Origin of the sequence: Amycolatopsis sp. NPDC051371 (genome assembly GCF_040682155.1) — a bacterium.
Lineage (GTDB): Bacteria > Actinomycetota > Actinomycetes > Mycobacteriales > Pseudonocardiaceae > Amycolatopsis.
This window is the reverse complement of record NZ_JBFBAG010000018.1, coordinates 19,143-40,251: the sequence shown is the minus strand read 5'-3', so window position 1 is coordinate 40,251 and position 21,109 is coordinate 19,143. Positions and strand designations below refer to the sequence as shown.

Here is a 21,109-nt window from a genome sequence, read left to right as displayed (position 1 = left end):
CGTGACGACCACGGAAGTCCCCAAGTCCGCGCGCGTGCGCGAAGCCGTCGACCGGCGGTTCGGTTTCCTCGACACCCTCGGCGACCAGATCCTGTTCTTCCTCCGCGCGATCGCGTGGACGCCGCGGGCGCTGCGCCGCTACCTGCGCGAGGTCGTCCGCCTGCTGGCCGAGGTCAGCTTCGGCAGCGGCGCGCTCGCCGTCATCGGCGGCACGATCGGCGTGATGATCGGGATGACCGTCGCCACCGGCACGGTCGTCGGCCTGCAGGGCTACTCCGCGCTCAACCAGGTCGGGACGTCGGCGTTCGCCGGGTTCGTCTCCGCCTACTTCAACACCCGCGAGATCGCGCCGCTCGTGAGCGGGCTCGCGTTGTCCGCCACCGTCGGCTGCGGCTTCACCGCTCAGCTCGGCGCGATGCGGATCTCCGAGGAGATCGACGCCCTCGAGGTCATGGGCATCCCCAGCGTCCCGTACCTGGTGACGACGCGGGTGATCGCCGGCTTCCTCGCCGTCATCCCGCTCTACGCGATCGGCCTGCTGTCGAGCTACCTCGCTTCGCGGCAGGTCACCGTGTGGTTCTTCGGGCAGTCCGCGGGCACCTACGACCACTACTTCCTGCTGTTCCTCCCGCCCGGCGACGTCCTGTGGTCGTTCGGGAAGGTGCTCGTCTTCAGCGTCGTCGTGGTCCTGGCCCACTGCTACTACGGCTTCCGCGCGAGCGGCGGCCCGGCGGGCGTCGGCGTGGCGGTCGGCCGCGCGGTGCGCACGGCGATCGTCGCGATCAGCGTGCTCGACTTCTTCCTGTCCCTGGCGATCTGGGGCGCGACGACCACCGTGCAGGTGGCCGGATGAGACGGGAGACCCGCCGCAAGGCCGGGATCCGCACCGCCGGGGTGCTGTTCCTGGTGGTGATGGGCGTGCTCGTGACGCTCTCGATCAAGGTGTACGACAAGGACTTCGTCAGCACGGTCCCGGTAACGCTCAAGGCGAGCCGCATCGGCAACCAGCTCTCCCCCGGTGGTCAGGTCAAGGCCCGCGGCGTGCTCGTCGGCGAGATCCGCGAAGTCCGGGCTACCCCGCAGGGCGCCGAGATAGCGCTTGCCCTGGAGCCGGGCAAAGTGGACATGCTGCCGCGCAACGTTTCCGCGTTGCTCGTGCCGAAGACGCTGTTCGGCGAGCGGTACGTCCAGCTGTCCATCCCGGACACCGCACGGGCCCCGCACCTGAGCGCCGGCGACGTCATCGAGCAGGACCGGTCGGCCAACGCGATCGAGCTGGAACGGGTCTTCGACAACCTCCTGCCGCTGCTCAAAGCCGTCCAGCCGCAGAAGCTCGCGACGACGCTGACCGCGGTGTCCACAGCGCTGCAGGGCCGCGGCGAACAGCTCGGGCAGACGATCGGCACCGCGGCGGACTACCTGAAGGACTTCAACCCCGACCTGCCGGCGTTCACCAAGGACATCCGCGACCTGGCCACGGTTTCGCACCTCTACGGCGACATCGCCCCCGACCTGCTCGACGCGCTCACCTCCTCGGCCGTCACGCTGAGCACGGTCAAGGAAAAGCAGGCCGACCTCGCCGGGGTCTACCAGCAGGTGACGTCGTCGTCCCAGGAGGTCACGACCTTCCTGCAGAACAACCGCGACAACCTCATCGCCCTGGCCGCCGACAGCCGCGCACCGCTCGAAATCGCCGCGAAGTACTCCCCCAGCTTCGCCTGCACCATCAGTTCGCTGAGCGCCCTGAAGGGATCCATGGACAAGGTCCTCGGGGTCGAACGCAAGGAGCCGGGCCTGCACGCCGAAGTCTCGGTGACCGCCGACAGCGGCAAGTACCTGCCCGGCCGCGACGACCCGCGCTTCACCGGCGGCGGCGAGCCGCGCTGCTACCCCTCCGGCGTCGCCCCGACCACCGGCACCGCGGCCGCGACCCCCGGCAGCACCGGCCACCCGCTGCTCACCGGCGGCCAGGGCGACCTCGGCGTCGCGAACTCGCCGCAGGAGGAGCAGCTGCTGGCCACGCTGGTCGCGCCGTCGATCGGCGTCCCGGCCGCGCAGGTCCCGGAGTGGAGCAGCGTGCTCGTCGGGCCGCTCTACCGCGGCACGGAGGTGAAGCTCAAGTGAGGAACATCGCCTCCCCGCTCATCAAGAGCTTGATCTTCATCGTCATCACCGCACTGGCGACGACGCTGCTGGCCGTGTCCATCACGAACTCCGGCGTCGGCTCGACCGAGCGGTACACAGCGAAGTTCCTCGACGCCACCTCGCTCAACGCCGGTGACGACGTGCGCATCTCCGGCGTCCGGATCGGCCAGGTCGAGTCCCTCGACATCAGCGACCACAACCGGGCGCTGGTCGGGTTCTCCCTCGACCAGGGCCGCCGGCTGCCCGCCGACGTCCACGCGGTCATCAAGTACCGCAACATGGTGGGACAGCGCTACATCGCCCTCGAGCGCGGCACCACCGGCACCCGGGACCAGCTGCCCGTGGGCGGCGAGATCCCGCTCGACCGCACGACCCCCGCCCTGGACCTCACCGACCTGTTCAACGGCTTCAAGCCGTTGTTCCAGGCGCTGTCGCCGAACGACGTCAACGAGCTCTCCGGCGAGATCGTCCAGGTGCTGCAGGGCGAAGGCGGCACCGTCGAAAGCCTGCTGGCCCACACCGGTTCGCTGACCACCACCCTCGCCGGGCGCGACAAGGTGATCGGCGAGGTGATCGGCAACCTCAACTCGGTGCTCAAGACCGTCAACGGCAAGGGTGACGCGCTCGCGAACCTGGTGTCCACGCTGCGGCAGCTGGTGTCCGGCCTGGCCGGCGACCGCGCCGCGATCGGCGACGCGATCAGCGGGATCGGTGACCTGACGCAGTCCACCGCAGGCCTGTTCGAGCAGGCGCGCCCGCCGCTGAAGGAGAGCATCGCCGGGCTGCAGACGGTGGCCGGCACGCTCGCGCAGAACCAGTCCGAAGTGGACAGCTTCCTGACGAACCTCCCGGTCAAGTTCACCGAAATCGGTCGCGTCGCCTCGTACGGCACGTGGATGAACTTCTTCCTCTGCCGCGCCACCCTCCAGACCACACCCCCGCGCGGCGTGTACGTCCCGACGGCGAGGTGCGACTCGTGAAGTCCTTCAAGGAGCGCAACCCGATCGCCCTCGGCGTGGTCGGCAGCGTCGCGCTGGCCGCGCTGCTCACCGTCACGTTCAACTACGACAACCTGCCGATCGTCGGCGGTGGCACCACTTACGAGGCCGAGTTCTCCGAGGCCGCCGGCCTGCAGGCGGACGACGAGGTCCGGATCGCCGGCATCAAGGTCGGCGAGGTCCGCGACGTCGAGCTGGCCGACGACCACGTCCTCGTGTCCTTCCGGGTCAAGGACGCGTGGATCGGCGACCGCACGACCGCCGACATCAAGATCAAGACGTTGCTGGGCCGCAAGTTCCTCGCGCTGAACCCGACCGGCGACGGCGTGCAGGACCCGGACCAGGCGATCCCGCGCACCCGGACGGTCACGCCCTACGACGTCACCGACGCGTTCAACGGCCTGGCCGACACGGTCGGCGCGATCGACACCAAGCAGCTCGCGGACAGCTTCACCACGCTGTCCGACACCTTCCGCAACTCCCCCGAGCACGTCCGCAGCGCGCTCGACGGGCTGTCCCAGCTGTCCAAGACGGTCTCCAGCCGCGACGGTGAGATCGCCGAGCTGCTGGCCAACGCGCGGAAGCTGACCACGACGCTGGCGAACTCCAACGAGGACTTCGAGAAGCTGATCGACGACGGCAACCTGCTGCTGACCGAGCTGAACCGCCGCCGCGACGCGATCCACGACCTGCTCACCGGCTCGGCGCGGCTGGCCGACCAGCTCCGCGGCCTCGTCGCGGAGAACTCGGACCCGCTCAAGAAGGCGCTGCAGTCGCTGTCCCAGGTGACCGACCTGCTGCAGCGGCAGAACGACAACCTCACCCGGGGCCTGCAGCTGGCCGGGCCGTACTTCCGCGTGGTCACCAACACCACCGGCAACGGCCGCTGGATCGACACCTACCTCTGCGGCCTGCTGCCGGAGAACCACGACCCCTGCACCGCGCCGGGAGGCACCAAGTGAGCGCGCTGACCACGACCCGCGCCGGGGTCCTGACCACCCGGTTCGTCGCCGCCGCGATCCTGCTCGCGCTGGTCGTGACCGCCGCCCTGTGGTGGGTGTTCTCGGGTAGCGGCCAGCACCATGTCACGGCGTTCTTCTCCCGCGCGGTCGGCGTCTACTCCGGCTCCGACGTCCGCGTGCTCGGCGTCCGCATCGGCCAGGTCGACTCGGTCACCCCGCGCGGCGAGCAGGTGCAGGTGGACATGACCGTCGACGGCTCGGTCGGCATCGCCGAGGACACCACGGTGCTGGTGATCGCCCCCAGCGTCGTCGCCGACCGGTACGTCCAGTTCGCCAAGCCGGCCCGCGGCGGGCCGCGGCTGAAGAACGGCGCGTCCATCCCGGCGCAGCGGACCGCCACCCCGGTGGAGCTCGACCAGCTCTACGCCAGCCTCGACACGCTGTCGAAGGCACTCGGCCCGAACGGCGCCAACTCCCAGGGCGCGCTGTCGGACCTGCTCAAGACCGGCGCGCAGAACCTGCAGGGCAACGGGCAGGCGTTCAACGACAGCGTCCGCAACTTCGCCCAGCTCGCCCGGACGCTGGCCGGCAACTCGGGCGACCTGTTCGGCACCGTCGACGAGCTGCAGCGGTTCACGACCATGCTCGCCACCAACGACCAGCAGGTCAGCGGGGTCAACCAGCAGCTGTCGCAGATCTCCGGGACGCTGGCCGCCAACAGCGGCGAGCTGGCCCACGCCCTCGCCAGCCTCGGCCAGGCGCTCGGCGACGTCCAGGCGTTCATCCGCGACAACCGCGGCGCCATCAAGTCCAATGTGGACAACCTGGTGACGACGACGCACACGCTCGTCGAGCAGCGCCAGTCGCTGGCCGAGACGCTCGACGGGGTGCCGCTGGCGGTGTCGAACGTCCTCAACGCGATCGACCCGGCGACCGGGCGGCTGATGGGCCGCGACAACGTCCTCGAGTACTACCCGCCGATGCCGCTGCCGGCCACCGGCGACGTCTACACCAACGAGGGAGGTGGGCGATGAAGCGGATCCTCACGGCCGTGACCATCGGGTGCCTGGCCCTCGCGGGTTGCTCGGGCGGCGAGTTCAAGGGCGTCTACGACCTGCCGCTGCCCGGCGGCGCCGACCTCGGCGACCACCCGTTCGCGGTGACCGCGCAGTTCGCCGACGTCCTCGATCTCGTGCCGCAGGCCGCCGTCAAGGTCGGCGACGTCCCGGTCGGGCGGGTGCGGGAGATCCGGCTGGGTGGCGACGGGTGGACGGCCGAAGCGGTGCTGGACGTCAACGGCGACGTCGTGCTGCCGGCCGGGGCCGTCGCGCGGCTGCGCCAGTCCAGCCTCCTCGGCGAGAAGTTCGTCGAGCTCGCCGCGCCGGACGGCGAAGCGCCGAACGCGGGCGGTGCACGGCTGGCGAACGGCGCCACGATCACCCTGGACCGCACCAACCGCAACCCCGAGTTCGAAGAGATCTTCGGCGCCCTTTCGCTGCTGCTCAACGGCGGCGGGATCGGCCAGCTGCAGACCATCAACAAAGAGCTGTCGAAGGTGATGGACGGCAACGAGGCGCAGATCCGCTCGTTCCTGTCCGGGGTGAACACCCTGATGACGGACCTGGACGCGCACCGGTCGGACATCACCGAGGCACTCGACGGGCTCAACCGGCTGTCCTCGACGCTCGCGAACCGGCACGAACAGGTTTCCGGCGCGCTGACCGACCTGACGCCCGGCCTGCAGTCGCTCACCGACCAGCGCACCCAGCTGGTCTCGATGCTGCAGGCGCTGGACCGGCTGTCCACGGTGGCCACCGACGTCGTCGACCGCAGCCGCGACGACATGGTGGCCGACCTGCGAGCGCTCGCGCCGATCCTGGGCCAGCTCGCGGACGCCGGCGCCGACCTGCCGAAGTCGCTGCAGATGCTGCCGACGTTCCCGTTCCCCGACTCGGTGCTCCCGGCGATCAAGGGCGACTACGTCAACGCCTACGCGTCGATGATCCCGGCGCCCGGGGTGCCGCTGCCCGCGCCCGGCGAGGGCGTGCCGCCGGGCCTGCCGCCGCTCCCGATCCCCTCGGGAGGCCAGTGATGCTGACGCGCAGAGTGCGGGTCCAGGTCGTGCTGTTCATCGTGATCGCCCTGGCCACCACGGCGTTCGTGGGCGCGAACTACGCCGGGCTCGGCCGGCTGTTCGGGTCCGGGAGCTACTCGGTGAAGCTGGAGCTGGCCGAGGGCGGCGGCCTGTTCACCAACGGTGAGGTGACCTACCGCGGCGTCGCGGTCGGCCGCGTCGGCGAGCTGCGGCTCACCGTCACCGGGACCGAGGCCGACCTGCTGATCGACGACGGCGCCCCGCCCATCCCGGCGGACTCCCGCGCGGTGGTGGCGAACCGGTCGGCGGTCGGCGAGCAGTACGTCGACCTGCAGCCGCGCACGGCCGACGCGCCGTACCTCGGCGAAGGCTCGGTCATCCGGCGTGAGTCGACGACGTTGCCGCTGCCGGTGAACAGCCTGCTGACGGATCTGGACTCGTTCACCGCGTCGGTGCCGACGCAGGACCTGCGCACGGTGGTCGACGAGCTCGACGACGCCCTGCGCGGCGCCGGCCCGGACCTGCAGACGCTGATGGATTCGGCGACGACGTTCACGCACGAGGCGAGCGCCAACCTGCCGCAGACGTCGAAGCTGATCAACGACGGCGCGACGGTGCTGCGGACCCAGGTCGACTCGTCGTCGGAGTGGCGCTCGTTCAGCAGCAACGCTCGCGTCTTCGCCCAGCAGCTCGCCAAGTCCGACGGGGACCTGCGACGGCTGATCGCCACCGCGCCGCCGGCGGCGACGGAGCTTTCTTCGTTGCTGAAGGAGAACGACCCGGGGCTGCCGATCCTGCTGGCCAACCTGCTGACGACGGCCCGGGTGTTCGGCACCCGCACCGCGGCGGAGGAGTCATTGTTCGCCAACCTGCCGAAGGCGGTGGCGGGCGTGGGGTCGGCGCTGAACCCCCGCGGCGACGCGCTGCGGATGGCGCTGGTGCTGAACTTCGACAACCCGCCGCCGTGCGTCCAGGGCTACGAGGGGACGCCGCACCGGCCGAGCGACGACCTCTCGCCGTTGCCGCTGAACACGGACGCGGCGTGCACGCTGCCGTACGGGAACGAGAGCTCGGTGCGCGGCGTGCAGAACGCACCGCACCCGCCGGTGCCGGAACCGGTGCTGCCGGGCGGGCTGACCGCACTCGACGGGCAGGCGACGTCGATGAGCCTCGAGGAGATGCTGTGGCTGCGCTGAAGCATGGTGCCCTGGGGTTGGCGGCCGCGGCGGCGGTGTTCGCGGGCTGGTCGGGCTGGTCGTGGTACGCGGCTTCCCACGACGCGTCGCTGACGTACGGGGTGGCGCGCGACGAGGCGCTGTCGAGCGGGCGGACGCTGGTGGCGGAGCTGAGCAGCCTCGACTACCACGACGTGAACGGCGGCTTGGGCCGCTGGCTGTCGGCCTCGACGGGCCCGCTGCACGACCAGCTGGCCCGCACGGACTCGAAAACGAAGGAAACCCTCGCCGCGAACGCGACGGTGGCGACGGGCCGGGTCCTGGACGCGGCGCTGAGCGAACTGGACGAGCACGCGGGCACGGCGAAGATGCTGGCTTCGGTGGAGATCACGATGGCGAAGGAAGGAACGGCCCCGGCGGTGAAGCGCAACCGCTTCGCGGCGGCCCTCTCGCGGACGGCGGACGGGTGGAAGCTCAGCGCGCTGGATCAGCTGCCGGTGGGTGCCCGATGAACCGCGCGAAGGTGGTGGAGGTGCGGGACGGGGAGGCTCCGGCCGAGGTGGCGGAGGCCGAGGTCGGCTCGCCCGCCACCAGGGCTGAGGACGGCTCGGCCGCGGACCGGGCCGGGGATGGCTTGCCCCCGACCGGGCCCGAAAGCGGCTCACCCGCGAACCAGCCCGGCGCGGGTTCGCCCACGAACCAGCCCGAGAACGGCTCGTCCGCAATCGGGCCCGAAAGCGGCTCACCCGCGAACGAGCCCGGCGCCGACTCACCCACGGCCGGATCCGGCGCCGGCGAAGCCGGGGCCGACCGCGAAACCGACCGGGCTATCGAAACCGAGTCCGCCGAAGCCGCCGACAGCGAGCCCACCGAAGGCGAAGCCGAAGCCCCCGCCAAGCCCCGCCACGCCTGGCTCCGCCTCCCCGCCCTCCTCCTCGCCGCCGCCCTCGTCCTCACCGGCGCCGGTGTCTGGTTCACCCTCGAAGCCCACTCGGCGGCCGGCAACCCCGCCGCCGGCAACCTCGCGCTCACCGATGTCGGCGCCACCGCTGATGTCACCTCGGCCGTCACCCTCGCGATGAACCGGATCTTCTCCTATTCCTACGACAAGACCGACGTCACCGAAAAGGCCGCCGCCGCCGTGTTGCGGGGGTCCGCCAAGGATTCCTACGACAAGCTCTTCGCCCAAGTCCGGCAGAAGGCACCCGAGCAGAAACTCGTGCTCACTTCGCGCGTTTCCGCGATCGCCGTGCAAGAACTCCGGAATGGTCACGCCCGGTTACTCGTCTTTCTCGATCAATCAGCCGTACGGGCTGACAACAATGCGACCGACAGCGCCGCGGCACAGCTTTCCGTGACCGCGGAACGCACGGGTGACGGCTGGGTCGTCACCGAACTCGAACCCCGCTGAACGAGGTGCACTTCACCGTTTCCGGGAGCACCCGGAAGCGGTCGGGAAACGCAAAAGGAGGACAACCATGTCCGTGGCAACGCAGCTGAGGAGAATGGCCGTGCTCACGTCGGCGGCGGCCGTCGTACTGACCGGGGTCGCGGTGACCCCGGCCTCGGCCGACGTCATCCCGATCCCCGTGTCCTACAAGGTCACCGGCAGCACCACGGTGAAGAAGACCGGCAGCGCCATGAAGCTCGGCCCGGGCTCGCTCAAGGGCAACCTGCTGATCGACGACCAGACCGGCTCGGTCGGGCTCAGCGCGGACCTGGCGCTGCCGCCGTCCCAGGCCGACATCTCCCTGCTGTCGGGCATCTTCCGGATCAAGGCCAAGGTCAAGGTGACCCCGCTCGGCCCGGCCACCGGCACGATCGCCGACGGCACCCTGACCACCAAGGCCAAGGCCAACATGGAGATCTACGACATCTGGGCCGGCCCGATCATCCCGATCTTCCCGCTGCCGACCGTGCCGGGCAGCTGCAAGACGAAGACCCCGCTCGACCTGACGCTGTCCGCGCAGGACATCGACATCACCGCGCCGGCCATCACGGTGACCGGCACCTACACGATCCCCGAGTTCAACAACTGCTTCATCGCCGACATCGCGCTCGGCGCCCTCATTTCGGGGCCGGGCAACACCATTTCGCTCGACCTGGCCAGCGACGCCACCTGATGCGGCCACGGGTGGCGGGCCGCGCGGGCCCGCCACCCACCGGGCTTCAGCAAGCCGCGTTCGGGTCTTCCTTCAGCGCGAAGCTGTCGTTGTCCCCGGCCGAGACGGCGAACACCGGACCGCACCAAGGGAAGTACGTCTCACCGACGAGGTTCGAGCCCCAGGTCACCACCGAGCCGTCGGACTTGAGAGCGACGTTGTGGTTGAACCCGGCGTCGACGCTCACGACGTCCGACAGCGCTTCCGGCGGCACCTCGGTCTGGTGGAAGTTGTCGCGGCCCCAGGCGTAGACGCGGCCGTCCTTGAGCGCCAGGCTGTGGAAGAACCCGGCGGAAACCGCCGTGACACCCGAAGAAAGCCCGGCCGGCACCGTCGCCTGACCGTAGGTGTTGCTGCCCCAGGCCAGCACGCCACCACCCTTGAGCGCCAGGTTGTGGTCGCCGCCCGCGGAAATCGCGGTGACGCCCGACTGCGCGGCGGCCGGCACGTCGGTCCGGGTTCCCCAGCTCACCACCTGCCCGCCCTGCTTCAGCGCCAGGCTGTGCATGTTGGACGCCGAGATCGCGATGACACCACTGCTCACGGACGCGGGCAACGTGGTCTGGCCGTACCAGTTGTTGCCCCAGGCCAGGACCTTGCCGTTCTTGAGGGCCAGTTCGTGCCCCCAGCCCGACGCGATCTGGCTGACTCCGGACGTCGCCGCGGCCGGGATTTCGTTGGCGCCCCAGTTGTTCGCGCCCCACGCGAGGACCGCGCCGCCCTTGAGCGCCAGCGCGGTCGTGCTCCCCGCCGACACCGCGGTGACGCCGTCCAGCGCGCTCGGCGGCGGGATCGTGACGTCGTAGTCCGGCTTGCCCCAGGCGATCACGCCGCCGACGGTGGCCGCGGACGCCGGCTGCGCGAACACCGAGGCGGCCATCGCCGCCGTCACCGCGAATGCGGCGCCCTTCAGTGATACCCGTCCACAACGGGAAGTACCCGGCACGGTAGCCTCATTTCTCCGGTTTCGTTATCCGGGATTGCTTCGGCAAGATCACAAATGGTAGACCGTAGCGAACGGCGCTTCGTCGCGGCGGCCGTTCTTTGTCAAAATCCGCCAAATCCGGTCGCGGCTCTACGCCGTCGCGCACAAGAACCCACCGGGGCACCACCCGCGCCGCCCCGAAGTCTTGTTCCTTACTGAACTGGCGAGTAGCCTCGATTCCGGCAGATGGACCTCCACCTCGCACGCCGATGAAATCGCGACCCGCCGCCCGGGGCAAAAGGGGACGGTGAACGCGATGGGGGCTCACGGCGGCGAGCAATCGATCAGCCAAAGCCGAGACTGAACTGAATCAAAGGAGATGACAGGTATGTCCCGACTCAGCAGGCTGTCCGCCGGTTTCGCCACGACCGCGACCGCGATCGGCGCCATCGCGGTGCTCACCGCGGGCACCGCGGCCGCCGCCACCGCCACCTACACCGCCGGGGGCACGGCGGGCATCACCTACAACTGCACCTTCCCCGGCATCTCGCCGCAGCCGGTCGCGATCACCGCGCACCTGGACGCCCCCGACTCGGTCGCGGCGGGCAGCTCCGTCACGCCCGACAACGTCGGTGGCTCCGCCACGATCAGCGCGACCGTCCACGCGCTGCTGACCGCGGTCGGCTACGACGGCATCCGCGGCATCGCGACGGTCCCGGTGACCGTGGACGCCGGCACGCTGTCGCAGCCGGCGGCCACCGGGCTGAACATCCCGGAGGTCATCTACCCCACCGGCGGGCCGATCACGGTGAACATCTCGCAGGTCGCGACGTCCAGCATCCCGACGTGGACCGCTCCGGCCACCGCGGGCAGCGCCACGCTGTCGCTGACGAGCGGGCTGTCGGCGAACCTGGAGTTCCACAAGAAGTCGACGGGCGCGTGGTCGCCGTGGACGATGAACTGCACCCTCAAGGTGACGAACCCGGCGCAGAACACCGCGTTCAGCCCGAGCATCCCCGTCACCTGACCGGTCGTCCCGGTGCGGGCCCGTCCCCTGGCCCGCACCGGGACGTTCCGTCCGCTTCCGCACGCACCCAGGGAACCTGATGCCACGTCGAGCCCGGCCCCGCACCCTCGCCGTTTCCGCGCTCGCGGCCGTCGGCCTGCTCTCCGCGGTGAACGGCGCGCTGACCGGGGTCGGCTCGGCCGCCCCCGCGCCCGCCGTCCCGCCGGACACGAAGGCCACGGCGTCGGTTTCGGTGACGTGCCCCTTCGCCGACCCGCTCGGCGCCCGCGCGCTCACCGTCGAAACGTCGGCCACGCTCCCCGCCCAGGCGAGAACGGGGACTTCGCTGGCCCTCGGCGGGTTTTCCACGAAGCTCACGCTCCCCCGCGACGTCGCGTCGTCGTACCTCCCGGCCGGTGCCACCGCCGGCTCGCTGGCGGGTGAACTGACGCTCGACCTCGACGTGCACCAGGACGACCGCGCGGACAAGGTCCCGGTCACCCTCACCGTGCCGGCGACCGCGCTGCCGGAGACCGGGGACGTCACCCTGACGGCCACCGGCACCGTGCCCGACATCGCGCTGAACACCGTCGGTGCCGTCACCTTCGACGTCACCGCGCCGTCGCTCGCGCTCGCCCCCGTGCCACCGCCCGCGGATCCGGCCGCGAAGCCGATCGCGTGCGCGCTGGACCCCGAGCAGCAGACGACGCTGGGCAAGGTGCTGGTGCTGCCGAAGGTGACGCCGGGCACGAAGCAGAAGCAGCAGGCCGCGGCCGCCGACGAGCCCGGCCCGGGCGATCCCCCGACCGAAGACGAGTTCGCGGTGCCCCTGAGCCTCGTCACGATCTTGACGAAGTCGACGGTCAAGAAGCTCGGCGCGACCGTCACCGCCGATCCCGCGTTCCTGTTCAACGGGCTGTTCATCCTCAACCTGATCACCAACGACTCCCGGGTCACCGGGTCGACCACGTTCGCGCCGGCGACCGCGTCGTTCCTGGGCTTCGGGTTCGTGCCGGTGACCGCGACCGTCGAGTTCCTGCCCGTCGACTACCGGAACAGCAAGGTCATCGAGTTCGCCGGCAAGATCACCACGCACGACGACCAGAACACCTACCTGGACACGACGCTGCAGGTGATGGCCCGGCTGAGCAACGCGAAGGTCAACGGGGTCCCGCTCGATCTCGGACCGGACTGCGTGACGAGCGACAAGGTGACGCTTTCCCTGAACGGCCCGTACGAGGCGTTCGGCGTCGGCCACATCCGGACCGACCCGGAGAAGGGCTTCAGCCTGCCCGCCTTCCGCGGCTGCGCCGCCGGCGGCCAGGACCTGACCCCGTTGCTGACCGGGATGAGCTCCGGCCCGGGCAACCAGGCCTTCGTCGACACCTACAACCTGATCGTGTGCACCGAACCCGACCACACCCAGTGCCCGCCGGGGTCCGACGGACCCCCGCCGGAAGCGGCGGCGAAGAAGGCGGTCAAGCACTCGAACTGAGGGGGAAGCATGAAGATCGGATCTGCCGTCGTGGCGGCGCTGCTCGTCACCGGCCTGGCGGCGGGCACGGCGAACGCGGACCCGCACCCCGGGCAGCCCTTCACGGTTTCCCCGTCGGCGCAGCACGTCTTCCCGGTCGGTCTCACCGCGCTGCTGCGCGCGGCCGGCTACAACGCGGTCCGCGGCTCGTTCAGCGTGCCGTTCGCGGTCTCGAACGCGACGCCGTCGGCCGGCGTGATCAGCGGCGGCTTCCCCGAGACGCCCCTCGGCACGGGCGCGACGACGCTGCCGGTGACCGGTGCGCCCCAGACGTTCACCGCGGGCGGGCCGGGTTCGGTCGGCTTCACGCTGGGCGTGAGCTTCACCGAGAGCCTCGAGGTCCGCAAGGGGCCCGCCGGCACGTGGGCGCTCTGGTCGCTGAACTGCACGCTGCGGGTCACCAACCCGGCGCAGAACCGGGCGTTCCAACCGGACGTCCCGATCACCTGAACCGCGACCGTTCCCGGGGAGGAACCGTGTACACCCGTCTCGTGCCGGCCGCCGCGCTGGCTCTCACGACCACGGCGCTGCTCGCCGCGCCGGCGCACGCGGCCACGACCTACCACTCCGGCCCGATCGGCTACACCTGCACGTTCCCGGGGAGCCCGGTCCTTCCGGTCACGCTGGTGCAGCAGTTCACCGGTCCGGACACCGTCGCCCCGGGTGCCACCTTCGTGCTCTCGGGCGTCTCCGGCAGCGTCACGCTGTCCCCGGCCGCCCGCGCGTTCTTCACCGACGCGGGCAACGACGGTGTCCTCGGCGGCTTCACCGTGGCGTTCGTCGAGGCGGCGAACGCGCCTCGCTCGTCGACCACCGCGGCGCCGAACGTGCCGGCCACGTGGGGGCCCGACCCGGTGGTCATCGACTTCCACAACGGCAAACAGACGCACCAGGCAGGCGCGTCGGGCCCCATCACGTTCCACGCGGGCCGGCTGGGGATGGCCCTTTCGCTGCACCGCCCGGACGGCGCTCCTTCGGGCCCGAGCCTCGCCTGCGCGCAGGTGGCGGGCCAAGACAACGCCTTCACCCCGGATCTGTCGATCGGGTGAACCCGCGCGAGGCCTTCCGACCACCCGCGGGCCCGGCTCGGTAGCCCGGACCCAACGTCTTGAATGAGTCATTCAGGACCTCCGAAGACCTGAATGACTCATTCAAGACGTTCGAACTCGCCGGCGTGATGTCCGGCACCGCCGGGCAGCTCCTAGTTGGACGTCCACTGTGGACGAGTGACCCCGGCGCGCTGGGACGGCAGCAGCTCGCTCACCGGGTACCGCAACGGCAACGGCGCCGCGCCCGCGCGCAGGGCCAGCTCCATCTCGAAGCGCGCCGCCGGGTCGCGGAGCTTCTCGCCGAACGTCGCCTGCAACTGGCGCATGCGGTAGCGGACCGTCTGGGGGTGCACGCCCAGCCGCTCCGCGATCTCCACCACGTTGCCTTGGCTGTCGAGCCACGCCCGCAGCGTCTCCAGGAGCCGCTCCTGCTGCTTGCCCGTCATGTCCGCCAGCGGCGCGAACAGACGGTGCCGCAGCGTGCCCACCAGGCCCGTGTCGGAGTTGACCAGCAGCGTCGCGAGGTGCTCCTCCGCGCGCAGCACCGGGCGCGGCATCAGCACGCCGCGCTCGGCCAGGTGCAGCGCGTTCCGGGCCCAGCGCAGGGAATCCGCCACCGAAGCGAGCGGGACGCACGGGCCGATCGAGAGCCGGCAGTCCGGCAGGGCCACCTGCAGCGTCGCCAGCCGGGCGCCGCCGAGCTCGCCGGGGACCACCAGCTTCGGGTCGGGCGTGTCGAGCTCGGCGAGGATGTCCGCGTCCAGCCCGGCGTGGCGGCGGGCCGGGGCGACGCCGTCGGCCGGGCAGACCGCCACCGGCGTCGCGTCGGTGGGCACCGGCCAGCCGATCAGCTGGGCCAGCTCGGCGATCGCCTTGGGGGACGCGGGCGGCGTCTCGAGGATCAGGTGCAGCAGCTTGCGGCGCCAGGTGTCGAGCGCTCCCGCCGTGCGCGCCTTCGCCTCCAGGTAGCCGTCGAGCGCGACGGAGGCGAGCTCGTCCATGAACGCCAGCATCGCGTCGGCCAGCTGGGACATCACCGCCGACGAGAGCCCGCTTCTCCGTCCGACGCGCATGATCCGCCGCCACGACACGCGCGCGCCGACCCGGTAAGCCGACTGCAGCGTGTCGAGGCTGCGGCCCTCGCGCATTTCGTTCTGCCCCAACCGGTGGTGCACTTCGTGGGACTGGTCCTTCGACACCGTCGGGTCGGCGATCTGGGCGACGAACAACGTGATCGCGTACTCGACGCCGGCCCGGATCGACTTGCCGTAGGGCCCGTCGAGCGGGCGGGCGTAGGCCGGGATGGTCGCGCGGATCTCGTCGACGATCTCGGCCGCGAGGCTGGCCAGCTCGGGACGCAGGATGTCGGCGAGCTTGCGGGGCAGTGCGGCGGGCGGCGGCGCAGCGTGATCGAATCCGCGCTCCACCGACATCGCAGCTCCTTCGCTCCGCCCCGGGACCCCGCCGACGCGTGGCCGAGCACCCCACCTGATGCGGGGTGACACCGGACACATCGAAAAAGTAGTCCGGAACGTGTCACACCTTCGAAGGGAAACCGATTTCTTGTCATCTTCGTGACAAGTTCACGAGGACGGGCTGCGGAACGCTGACAACGACCCCGCCGACTGCTCACGATTGTACGTACGAACGGGCGAACCCGGAACCACCGCGCACGCCGGGCCGGCTGCTTGTATCGTGTGGTTGATACAAGCGAGGAGGTCCGGACATGCCGTGGGACAACGTGCTCGCCGTCGCGTTCTTCACCGGGTTGATCGGCCTGACGATCCTGATCGCGCTCTGGCCGGGCGAAAAACACGGGAAGCGCTTGCTCGAACGCTGGGGCGTGCCGGATCCGGACGCCGCCGAGGTGGCGCTCGCCGTCCGGTACCTCAAGCGGCGCCGGCTCTGGTACCCGTGGCTCTACCTGGCGATCCCGCCCGTGCTCGGCGACACCGGGCCCGGCACGATCATCACGACGCTGCTGGTCGGCGGCCTGATCGCCGAACTGCTGGCCCAGCGGCCGTCCCGTACCCCGCGCCGCGAAGCCGTCCTGGCTCCGCGGACACTGACCGATGTCGTCCCGATCTGGGCGCTCGTGCTGAGCGGCCTGGCCTCGGCGGGCGCGCTCGTACGCCTGGTCTGGACCGCCCAGTGGACGCTGCTGGCGGCGGCCGTGGGCACCACGGTGGTCTGCTGGGTGATCACGGCGCTGGCGGTGCGCCGCCCGACGGCCAGCGAGCTGCGGGCCGACCTGGCCCTGCGCCGCCGCAGCGGGCGCGTCGCGATCGGGCTGGGAATCGCTGCCTGCGCCGCGATCGGCTGGCCGGGCGGGAACCTCGGGTCGCTGCTGGCGGTCGTCGCCGGGCTGGCCGCGTTCCTGGCGGTGACCGCCCCGGTGAAACGGCAGCCGGCCGCGGCGTGAAGATCGTCGTCGACACCGAAAACGGCCTGGCGCCCTGGCGGCAGGTGCACGACCAGGTCGTCCGCGCGGTGACGGCGGGGGCGCTCCCGGACGGGACGCGCCTGCCGCCGATCCGCCAGCTGGCCCGGGACTTGGGACTGGCGTCCGGAACGGTGGCCCGCGCGTACCGGGAGCTGGAGGCCGGGGGCTGGGTGGCCACGGCCCGAGCCCGCGGAACGGTGGTGACGATCCCCGCCGGCCGCCCGGACCCGACGGCACTGCTCCTCACCGCGGCGATCGAGTACACGACGCGGGCGCGCGACCTCGGCGCGGACGTCGAAGCGGCGGTGACCGCGGTCCGCGCCGCCTACGAAGTCAGCTAGGCGGAGGTGAGCAGCCGGCCGATCGCGGCGAGGACCGGTTCCAGCACCTCGACCTGGCGGGACGTCCCCACGCACTCGGTGATCCCCGCGCCCACGACGTCGTAGGCCGCCAGCGCGTCCAGCGACGAGACCAGCCGCTCGATCGTCCACCCGTCCGGCTCCGGGTAGTCGAGCCCCGCGAACTCCGCCGGATCGAGCACGTCCAGATCCACGTGCACGTACAGCTTCTCCATGCCCGCCAGGGCATCCACGGACGTGACCGCCAGGCCCCGCGCAACCGCCGCCCGCTCTTCCGGGTCGAACACGCGCGTCCCCGCGAGAACGACGTTCCCGGGTGTCAAAGCCGGGTCCGCCGCGAACTCCGGGTCGCCCTCGCCGAACAGCGACCTCAGCACCATCCCGTGGAACGCGCCCGACGGTGACGACTCGGCCGTGTTCAGGTCGGCGTGCGCGTCGAACCACGCGACGCCCAGGCCCGGGCCGTACCGGAAGCGGGCCACCCCGATCGGCACCAGCTCGACCCCGCAGTCGCCGCCGATCGTCAGGACCGGGCCGCCCGGGGCCTCCAGCGCCGCCAGCTGCGCCGCGCGGTTCGGGCCCGTCAGCACCGCGCGGGAGGACACCCCGCGGTCCACTTCGGACACCGAGTGCGTCTGCCGGACGTGGTGCACGGGCCGGCCGAGCACGTGCCCGGCCAGCTCCGCGAGCGCGAGGCAGCCGTCCGGCAGCTGCGCCGAACGCGGTCCCACCGCGCCTTGGCGCTGCGGGACCGCGTTGATCAGGAAGCTCATTCCAGGACGAGCAGGAGATCGCCGCCCTCGACCTGCTGGACGGAGTTGATCGCCAGCCGGCCGACCTTGCCCCCGGCGGACGCGGTGATCGACGCCTCCATCTTCATGGCCTCGATCGTCGCGACCGTGGCGCCGGCCTCGACCGTGTCGCCCTCGGACACCTGCAGCGTCACCACGCCGGCGAACGGTGCCGCGACCTGCTTCGGGTTGCCCTTCTCCGCCTTCTCGGTCGCCGGGATGTCCGAGGCGATCGAGCGGTCGCGGATCTGGATCGGCCGCAGCTGGCCGTTGAGCGTCGACATCACCGTGCGCACGCCGCGCTCGTCGGCCTCGCCGATCGCCTCCAGCTCGATGAGCAGCCGCACGCCCGGCTCGAGGTCTACCGCGTACTCCTCCCCCGGCCGCAGCCCGTAGAAGAAGTCCTTGCTGGGCAGCACGGACGTGTCGCCGTAGGCCTCGCGGTGCGCCTCGAACTCCTTGGTGGGCGCCGGGAACAGCAGCCGGTTCAGGGTCCGGCGCGGCTCCGACGCCAGCGCCGCACGGTCCTCTTCGGACAGTTCCGCCACGGGCTTCGCCGCCGCGCGGCCTTCAAGGGCCTTGGTGCGGAACGGCTCCGGCCAGCCGCCCGGCGGGTCGCCCAGCTCGCCGCGCAGGAAGCCGATCACCGAGTCGGGGATGTCGAACTTGTTCGGCTCCGCCTCGAAGTCCGCCGGCGAGACGCCCGCGCCGACCAGGTGCAGCGCGAGGTCGCCGACGACCTTCGACGACGGCGTCACCTTCACCAGATGGCCGAGGATCTTGTCCGCCGCGGCGTACATCGCCTCGATGTCCTCGAACCGGTCACCCAGGCCCAGCGCGATGGCCTGCGTGCGCAGGTTCGACAGCTGCCCGCCGGGGATCTCGTGGTGGTAGACGCGCCCGGTCGGCGACGCCAGCCCGGCCTCGAACGGCGCGTAGATCTTGCGCACGCTCTCCCAGTACGGCTCCAGCTCGCCGATCGCGTCCAGGTCCAGCCCGGTCGTGCGGTCGGAGTGGTCGGTGGCCGCCACGATCGACGACAGCGACGGCTGCGACGTCGTGCCCGCCATCGACGACACCGCGCCGTCGACGGCGTCCGCGCCCGCGTTGATCGCCGCGAGGTAGGTGGCCAGCTGGCCGCCCGCGGTGTCGTGGGTGTGGATGTGCACCGGCAGGTCGAACTCCTTGCGCAGCGCGGTGACCAGCTTGGTCGCCGCGGGCGCGCGCAGCAGCCCGGCCATGTCCTTGATCGCCAGGACGTGCGCGCCGGCGCCGACGATCTGCTCGGCCAGCTTGAGGTAGTAGTCGAGCGTGTAGAGCTTCTCGCCCGGGTCCGACAGGTCCGAGGTGTAGCAGAGCGCCACCTCGGCGACGGCGGAGCCGGTCTCGCGCACGGCCTCGATGGCCGGGCGCATCTGCTCGACGTCGTTGAGGGCGTCGAAGATCCGGAAGATGTCGATGCCGGTCTTCGTCGCCTCCTGGACGAAGGAGTGCGTCACCTCGGTCGGGTACGGCGTGTACCCGACGGTGTTGCGCCCGCGCAGCAGCATCTGGAGGCAGATGTTCGGCACAGCCTCGCGCAGCGCGGCGAGCCGCTCCCACGGGTCCTCGGCGAGGAACCGCAGCGCGACGTCGTAGGTCGCGCCGCCCCAGCACTCCAGTGACAGCAGCTGCGGCAGCGTGTTCGCGACGACCGGCGCGACCGCGAGGAGGTCCTTCGTGCGGACGCGGGTGGCGAGCAGCGACTGGTGCGCGTCGCGGAACGTCGTGTCGGTGACGCCGATGTGCGGCGACTTCCGCAGCCACTGCGCGAACCCGTCCGGGCCGAGCTCGATGAGCTTCTGCTTCGACCCAGTGGGCGGCTGAGTGTTTTTGGCGAGCTTCGGCAGCTTCAGCGTCGCGTCCGGCGTCTTCGGACGTTCGCCGTTCGGCTTGTTGACCGTCTGGTCGGCGAGGTAGGTCAGCAGCCGCGTGCCGCGGTCGGCGGACTGCCGTGCGGTGAGCAGCTGCGGGCGCTGCTCGATGAACGACGTCGTCACGCGCCCGGCGCGGAAGTCCGGATCGTCGAGAACCGCCTGCAGGAACGGGATGTTGGTCGAGACACCGCGGATCCGGAACTCGGCGACGGCGCGGCGCGCGCGGCCGACGGCGGTCTCGAAGTCGCGGCCGCGGCAGGTGAGCTTCACCAGCAGCGAGTCGAAGTGGGCGCTGATCTCGGTGCCGGAGAAGGCGGTGCCGCCGTCGAGCCGGATGCCCGAGCCGCCCGGCGAGCGGTAGGCGGAGATCATCCCGGTGTCCGGCCGGAAGCCGTTGGCCGGGTCTTCGGTGGTGATGCGGCACTGCAGCGCGGCGCCGCGCAGGTAGATCTTGTCCTGGCTCAGGCCGAGGTCGTCGAGGGTCTCGCCGGAGGCGATCCGCAGCTGCGACTGCACGAGGTCGACGTCGGTGACCTCTTCGGTGACCGTGTGCTCGACCTGGATGCGCGGGTTCATCTCGATGAAGACGTGCTTGCCCTGCTTGTCGAGCAGGAACTCGACGGTGCCGGCGTTGCGGTAGCCGATCTGCTTCGCGAACTTGACGGCGTCGGCGCAGATGCGGTCGCGCAGCTCGGGGTCGAGGTTCGGCGCGGGCGCCAGCTCGACGACCTTCTGGTGGCGCCGCTGCACCGAGCAGTCGCGCTCGTAGAGGTGGATGATGTTGCCCGCGCCGTCCGCGAGGATCTGCACCTCGATGTGCCGCGGCTCGACGACGGCCTTCTCGAGGAAGACGGTCGGGTCGCCGAAGGCGGACTCGGCCTCGCGCGCGGCGGCCTCGATGGACTCGCGCAGCTGGGCGGGGTCTTCCACGCGGCGCATGCCGCGCCCACCACCACCGGCGACGGCCTTCACGAAGACGGGGAAGCCCAGGTCGTCGGCGGCCGCGACCAGCGCGTCGACGTCGCTGGAGGGCTCGGACGACCCGAGCACCGGTACGCCGGCCTCCCGCGCGGCCTTGACCGCGCGCGCCTTGTTGCCGGTGAGCTCGAGGATGTCGGCGCTCGGCCCGACGAAGGTGATGCCCGCTTCTTCGCACGCGCGCGCGAGATCGGGGTTCTCGGAGAGGAAGCCGTAGCCGGGGTAGACGGCGTCGGCCCCGGCCTTCTTCGCGGCGGCGACGATCTCGTCGACCGAGAGGTAGGCGCGCACGGGATGACCGGGCTCGCCGATCTCGTACGCCTCGTCGGCCTTCAGCCGGTGCAGCGAGTTGCGGTCCTCGTGCGGAAACACGGCGACCGTCCCCGCGCCCAGTTCGTAGCCGGCGCGGAACGCTCGGATCGCGATCTCCCCGCGGTTGGCCACCAGCACCTTGCGGAACATGCCCGGTCCTTCCCATTTGGATCGGTAAGTCAACGCACGTTACCCGGTTCTTCCCGCTCTGCGGGAGTTCAGTACCAGGTGATGGACATCATGCGCCGCGGAAGGTTCG

The 21,109-nt window shown here is 71.0% G+C and carries 20 protein-coding genes; 16 read left to right on the top strand and 4 right to left on the bottom strand.

What is annotated here, in order from left to right; all coding sequences use genetic code 11:
- The first annotated feature begins 1 nt into the window (after position 1).
- The 10 genes from AB0M59_RS22505 to AB0M59_RS22460 all read left to right on the top strand — a co-directional run bounded on the left by AB0M59_RS22505 (position 2) and on the right by AB0M59_RS22460 (position 9,498).
- Entirely contained in the window at positions 2-853 is an 852-nt protein-coding gene (locus AB0M59_RS22505; protein WP_364617862.1) for an ABC transporter permease, read from the top strand.
- Positions 850-2,124: an MCE family protein gene (locus tag AB0M59_RS22500; RefSeq protein WP_364617860.1), complete on the top strand. Its 1,275-nt coding sequence runs from the start codon at positions 850-852 to the stop codon at positions 2,122-2,124. Before AB0M59_RS22505 ends, AB0M59_RS22500 begins: the two co-directional genes overlap by 4 nt.
- On the top strand, positions 2,121-3,125 hold the full coding sequence (locus AB0M59_RS22495) for an MCE family protein (RefSeq protein WP_364617858.1): 1,005 nt from the start codon (positions 2,121-2,123) through the stop codon (positions 3,123-3,125). The genes AB0M59_RS22500 and AB0M59_RS22495 overlap by 4 nt, the downstream gene beginning before the upstream one ends.
- A complete protein-coding gene (locus tag AB0M59_RS22490) occupies positions 3,122-4,105 on the top strand; it encodes an MCE family protein (protein ID WP_364617856.1) in 984 nt (327 codons plus the stop codon). The genes AB0M59_RS22495 and AB0M59_RS22490 overlap by 4 nt, the downstream gene beginning before the upstream one ends.
- Entirely contained in the window at positions 4,102-5,139 is a 1,038-nt protein-coding gene (locus AB0M59_RS22485; RefSeq protein ID WP_364617854.1) for an MCE family protein, read from the top strand. Before AB0M59_RS22490 ends, AB0M59_RS22485 begins: the two co-directional genes overlap by 4 nt.
- Positions 5,136-6,197 (top strand): MCE family protein, encoded by a 1,062-nt coding sequence (locus AB0M59_RS22480; RefSeq protein ID WP_364617852.1) that lies wholly within the window; start codon positions 5,136-5,138, stop codon positions 6,195-6,197. Before AB0M59_RS22485 ends, AB0M59_RS22480 begins: the two co-directional genes overlap by 4 nt.
- A complete protein-coding gene (locus AB0M59_RS22475) occupies positions 6,197-7,396 on the top strand; it encodes an MlaD family protein (RefSeq protein ID WP_364617850.1) in 1,200 nt (399 codons plus the stop codon). The genes AB0M59_RS22480 and AB0M59_RS22475 overlap by 1 nt, the downstream gene beginning before the upstream one ends.
- Positions 7,384-7,887: a hypothetical protein gene (locus AB0M59_RS22470; protein ID WP_364617848.1), complete on the top strand. Its 504-nt coding sequence runs from the start codon at positions 7,384-7,386 to the stop codon at positions 7,885-7,887. The genes AB0M59_RS22475 and AB0M59_RS22470 overlap by 13 nt, the downstream gene beginning before the upstream one ends.
- Entirely contained in the window at positions 7,884-8,786 is a 903-nt protein-coding gene (locus AB0M59_RS22465) for a hypothetical protein (RefSeq protein ID WP_364617846.1), read from the top strand. Before AB0M59_RS22470 ends, AB0M59_RS22465 begins: the two co-directional genes overlap by 4 nt.
- 67 nt (positions 8,787-8,853) lie before the next feature.
- Positions 8,854-9,498 carry a hypothetical protein gene (locus tag AB0M59_RS22460; protein ID WP_364617844.1) on the top strand — a complete coding sequence of 215 codons (645 nt, stop codon included), beginning with the start codon at positions 8,854-8,856 and terminating at the stop codon, positions 9,496-9,498.
- A gap of 46 nt (positions 9,499-9,544) precedes the next feature.
- Here the strand turns inward: AB0M59_RS22460 and AB0M59_RS22455 are convergent, their stop codons facing one another.
- Positions 9,545-10,417 (bottom strand): hypothetical protein, encoded by an 873-nt coding sequence (locus AB0M59_RS22455; RefSeq protein ID WP_364618098.1) that lies wholly within the window; start codon positions 10,415-10,417, stop codon positions 9,545-9,547.
- A 433-nt stretch (positions 10,418-10,850) separates the two neighbouring features.
- Here AB0M59_RS22455 and AB0M59_RS22450 point away from each other — a divergent pair, with 433 nt between their 5' ends.
- From AB0M59_RS22450 to AB0M59_RS22435, 4 genes are all read left to right on the top strand, one after another.
- Entirely contained in the window at positions 10,851-11,489 is a 639-nt protein-coding gene (locus AB0M59_RS22450; RefSeq protein WP_364617842.1) for a DUF6801 domain-containing protein, read from the top strand.
- Positions 11,490-11,568: 79 nt separating this feature from the next.
- On the top strand, positions 11,569-12,963 hold the full coding sequence (locus AB0M59_RS22445) for a DUF6801 domain-containing protein (RefSeq protein WP_364617840.1): 1,395 nt from the start codon (positions 11,569-11,571) through the stop codon (positions 12,961-12,963).
- A gap of 9 nt (positions 12,964-12,972) precedes the next feature.
- A complete protein-coding gene (locus AB0M59_RS22440; RefSeq protein ID WP_364617838.1) occupies positions 12,973-13,452 on the top strand; it encodes a hypothetical protein in 480 nt (159 codons plus the stop codon).
- A 26-nt stretch (positions 13,453-13,478) separates the two neighbouring features.
- Complete coding sequence (locus tag AB0M59_RS22435) at positions 13,479-14,051, top strand: DUF6801 domain-containing protein (protein WP_364617836.1); 573 nt, start codon at positions 13,479-13,481, stop codon at positions 14,049-14,051.
- Positions 14,052-14,203: 152 nt separating this feature from the next.
- On the opposite strand, the gene AB0M59_RS22430 is transcribed toward AB0M59_RS22435, so the two are convergent.
- Positions 14,204-15,484 carry a helix-turn-helix domain-containing protein gene (locus tag AB0M59_RS22430; RefSeq protein WP_364617834.1) on the bottom strand — a complete coding sequence of 427 codons (1,281 nt, stop codon included), beginning with the start codon at positions 15,482-15,484 and terminating at the stop codon, positions 14,204-14,206.
- Between the two features lie 293 nt (positions 15,485-15,777).
- Here AB0M59_RS22430 and AB0M59_RS22425 point away from each other — a divergent pair, with 293 nt between their 5' ends.
- The gene (locus tag AB0M59_RS22425) at positions 15,778-16,473 is read left to right on the top strand and encodes a hypothetical protein (RefSeq protein ID WP_364617832.1); all 696 of its coding nucleotides are present in this window, start codon (positions 15,778-15,780) and stop codon (positions 16,471-16,473) included.
- Positions 16,470-16,835, top strand: coding sequence for a GntR family transcriptional regulator (locus tag AB0M59_RS22420; protein WP_364617830.1), 366 nt, complete (start codon positions 16,470-16,472; stop codon positions 16,833-16,835). Before AB0M59_RS22425 ends, AB0M59_RS22420 begins: the two co-directional genes overlap by 4 nt.
- On the opposite strand, the gene AB0M59_RS22415 is transcribed toward AB0M59_RS22420, so the two are convergent.
- Both AB0M59_RS22415 and AB0M59_RS22410 read right to left on the bottom strand, forming a co-directional pair.
- Positions 16,832-17,626 (bottom strand): arginase family protein, encoded by a 795-nt coding sequence (locus tag AB0M59_RS22415; protein WP_364617828.1) that lies wholly within the window; start codon positions 17,624-17,626, stop codon positions 16,832-16,834. The genes AB0M59_RS22420 and AB0M59_RS22415 overlap by 4 nt on opposite strands.
- Positions 17,623-21,000, bottom strand: coding sequence for a pyruvate carboxylase (locus AB0M59_RS22410; RefSeq protein ID WP_364617826.1), 3,378 nt, complete (start codon positions 20,998-21,000; stop codon positions 17,623-17,625). Before AB0M59_RS22410 ends, AB0M59_RS22415 begins: the two co-directional genes overlap by 4 nt.
- Positions 21,001-21,109: the final 109 nt, after the last annotated feature.

Coding starts and splice junctions, on each gene's coding strand:
- AB0M59_RS22445 (WP_364617840.1), top strand. CDS start 11,569: ATGCCACGTCGAGCCCGGCCCCGCACCCTCGCCGTTTCCGCGCTCGCG.
- AB0M59_RS22425 (WP_364617832.1), top strand. CDS start 15,778: ATGCCGTGGGACAACGTGCTCGCCGTCGCGTTCTTCACCGGGTTGATC.
- AB0M59_RS22475 (WP_364617850.1), top strand. CDS start 6,197: ATGCTGACGCGCAGAGTGCGGGTCCAGGTCGTGCTGTTCATCGTGATC.
- AB0M59_RS22410 (WP_364617826.1), bottom strand. CDS start 21,000: ATGTTCCGCAAGGTGCTGGTGGCCAACCGCGGGGAGATCGCGATCCGA.
- AB0M59_RS22415 (WP_364617828.1), bottom strand. CDS start 17,626: ATGAGCTTCCTGATCAACGCGGTCCCGCAGCGCCAAGGCGCGGTGGGA.
- AB0M59_RS22480 (WP_364617852.1), top strand. CDS start 5,136: ATGAAGCGGATCCTCACGGCCGTGACCATCGGGTGCCTGGCCCTCGCG.
- AB0M59_RS22455 (WP_364618098.1), bottom strand. CDS start 10,417: ATGGCCGCCTCGGTGTTCGCGCAGCCGGCGTCCGCGGCCACCGTCGGC.
- AB0M59_RS22460 (WP_364617844.1), top strand. CDS start 8,854: ATGTCCGTGGCAACGCAGCTGAGGAGAATGGCCGTGCTCACGTCGGCG.
- AB0M59_RS22500 (WP_364617860.1), top strand. CDS start 850: ATGAGACGGGAGACCCGCCGCAAGGCCGGGATCCGCACCGCCGGGGTG.
- AB0M59_RS22450 (WP_364617842.1), top strand. CDS start 10,851: ATGTCCCGACTCAGCAGGCTGTCCGCCGGTTTCGCCACGACCGCGACC.
- AB0M59_RS22440 (WP_364617838.1), top strand. CDS start 12,973: ATGAAGATCGGATCTGCCGTCGTGGCGGCGCTGCTCGTCACCGGCCTG.
- AB0M59_RS22465 (WP_364617846.1), top strand. CDS start 7,884: ATGAACCGCGCGAAGGTGGTGGAGGTGCGGGACGGGGAGGCTCCGGCC.
- AB0M59_RS22430 (WP_364617834.1), bottom strand. CDS start 15,484: ATGTCGGTGGAGCGCGGATTCGATCACGCTGCGCCGCCGCCCGCCGCA.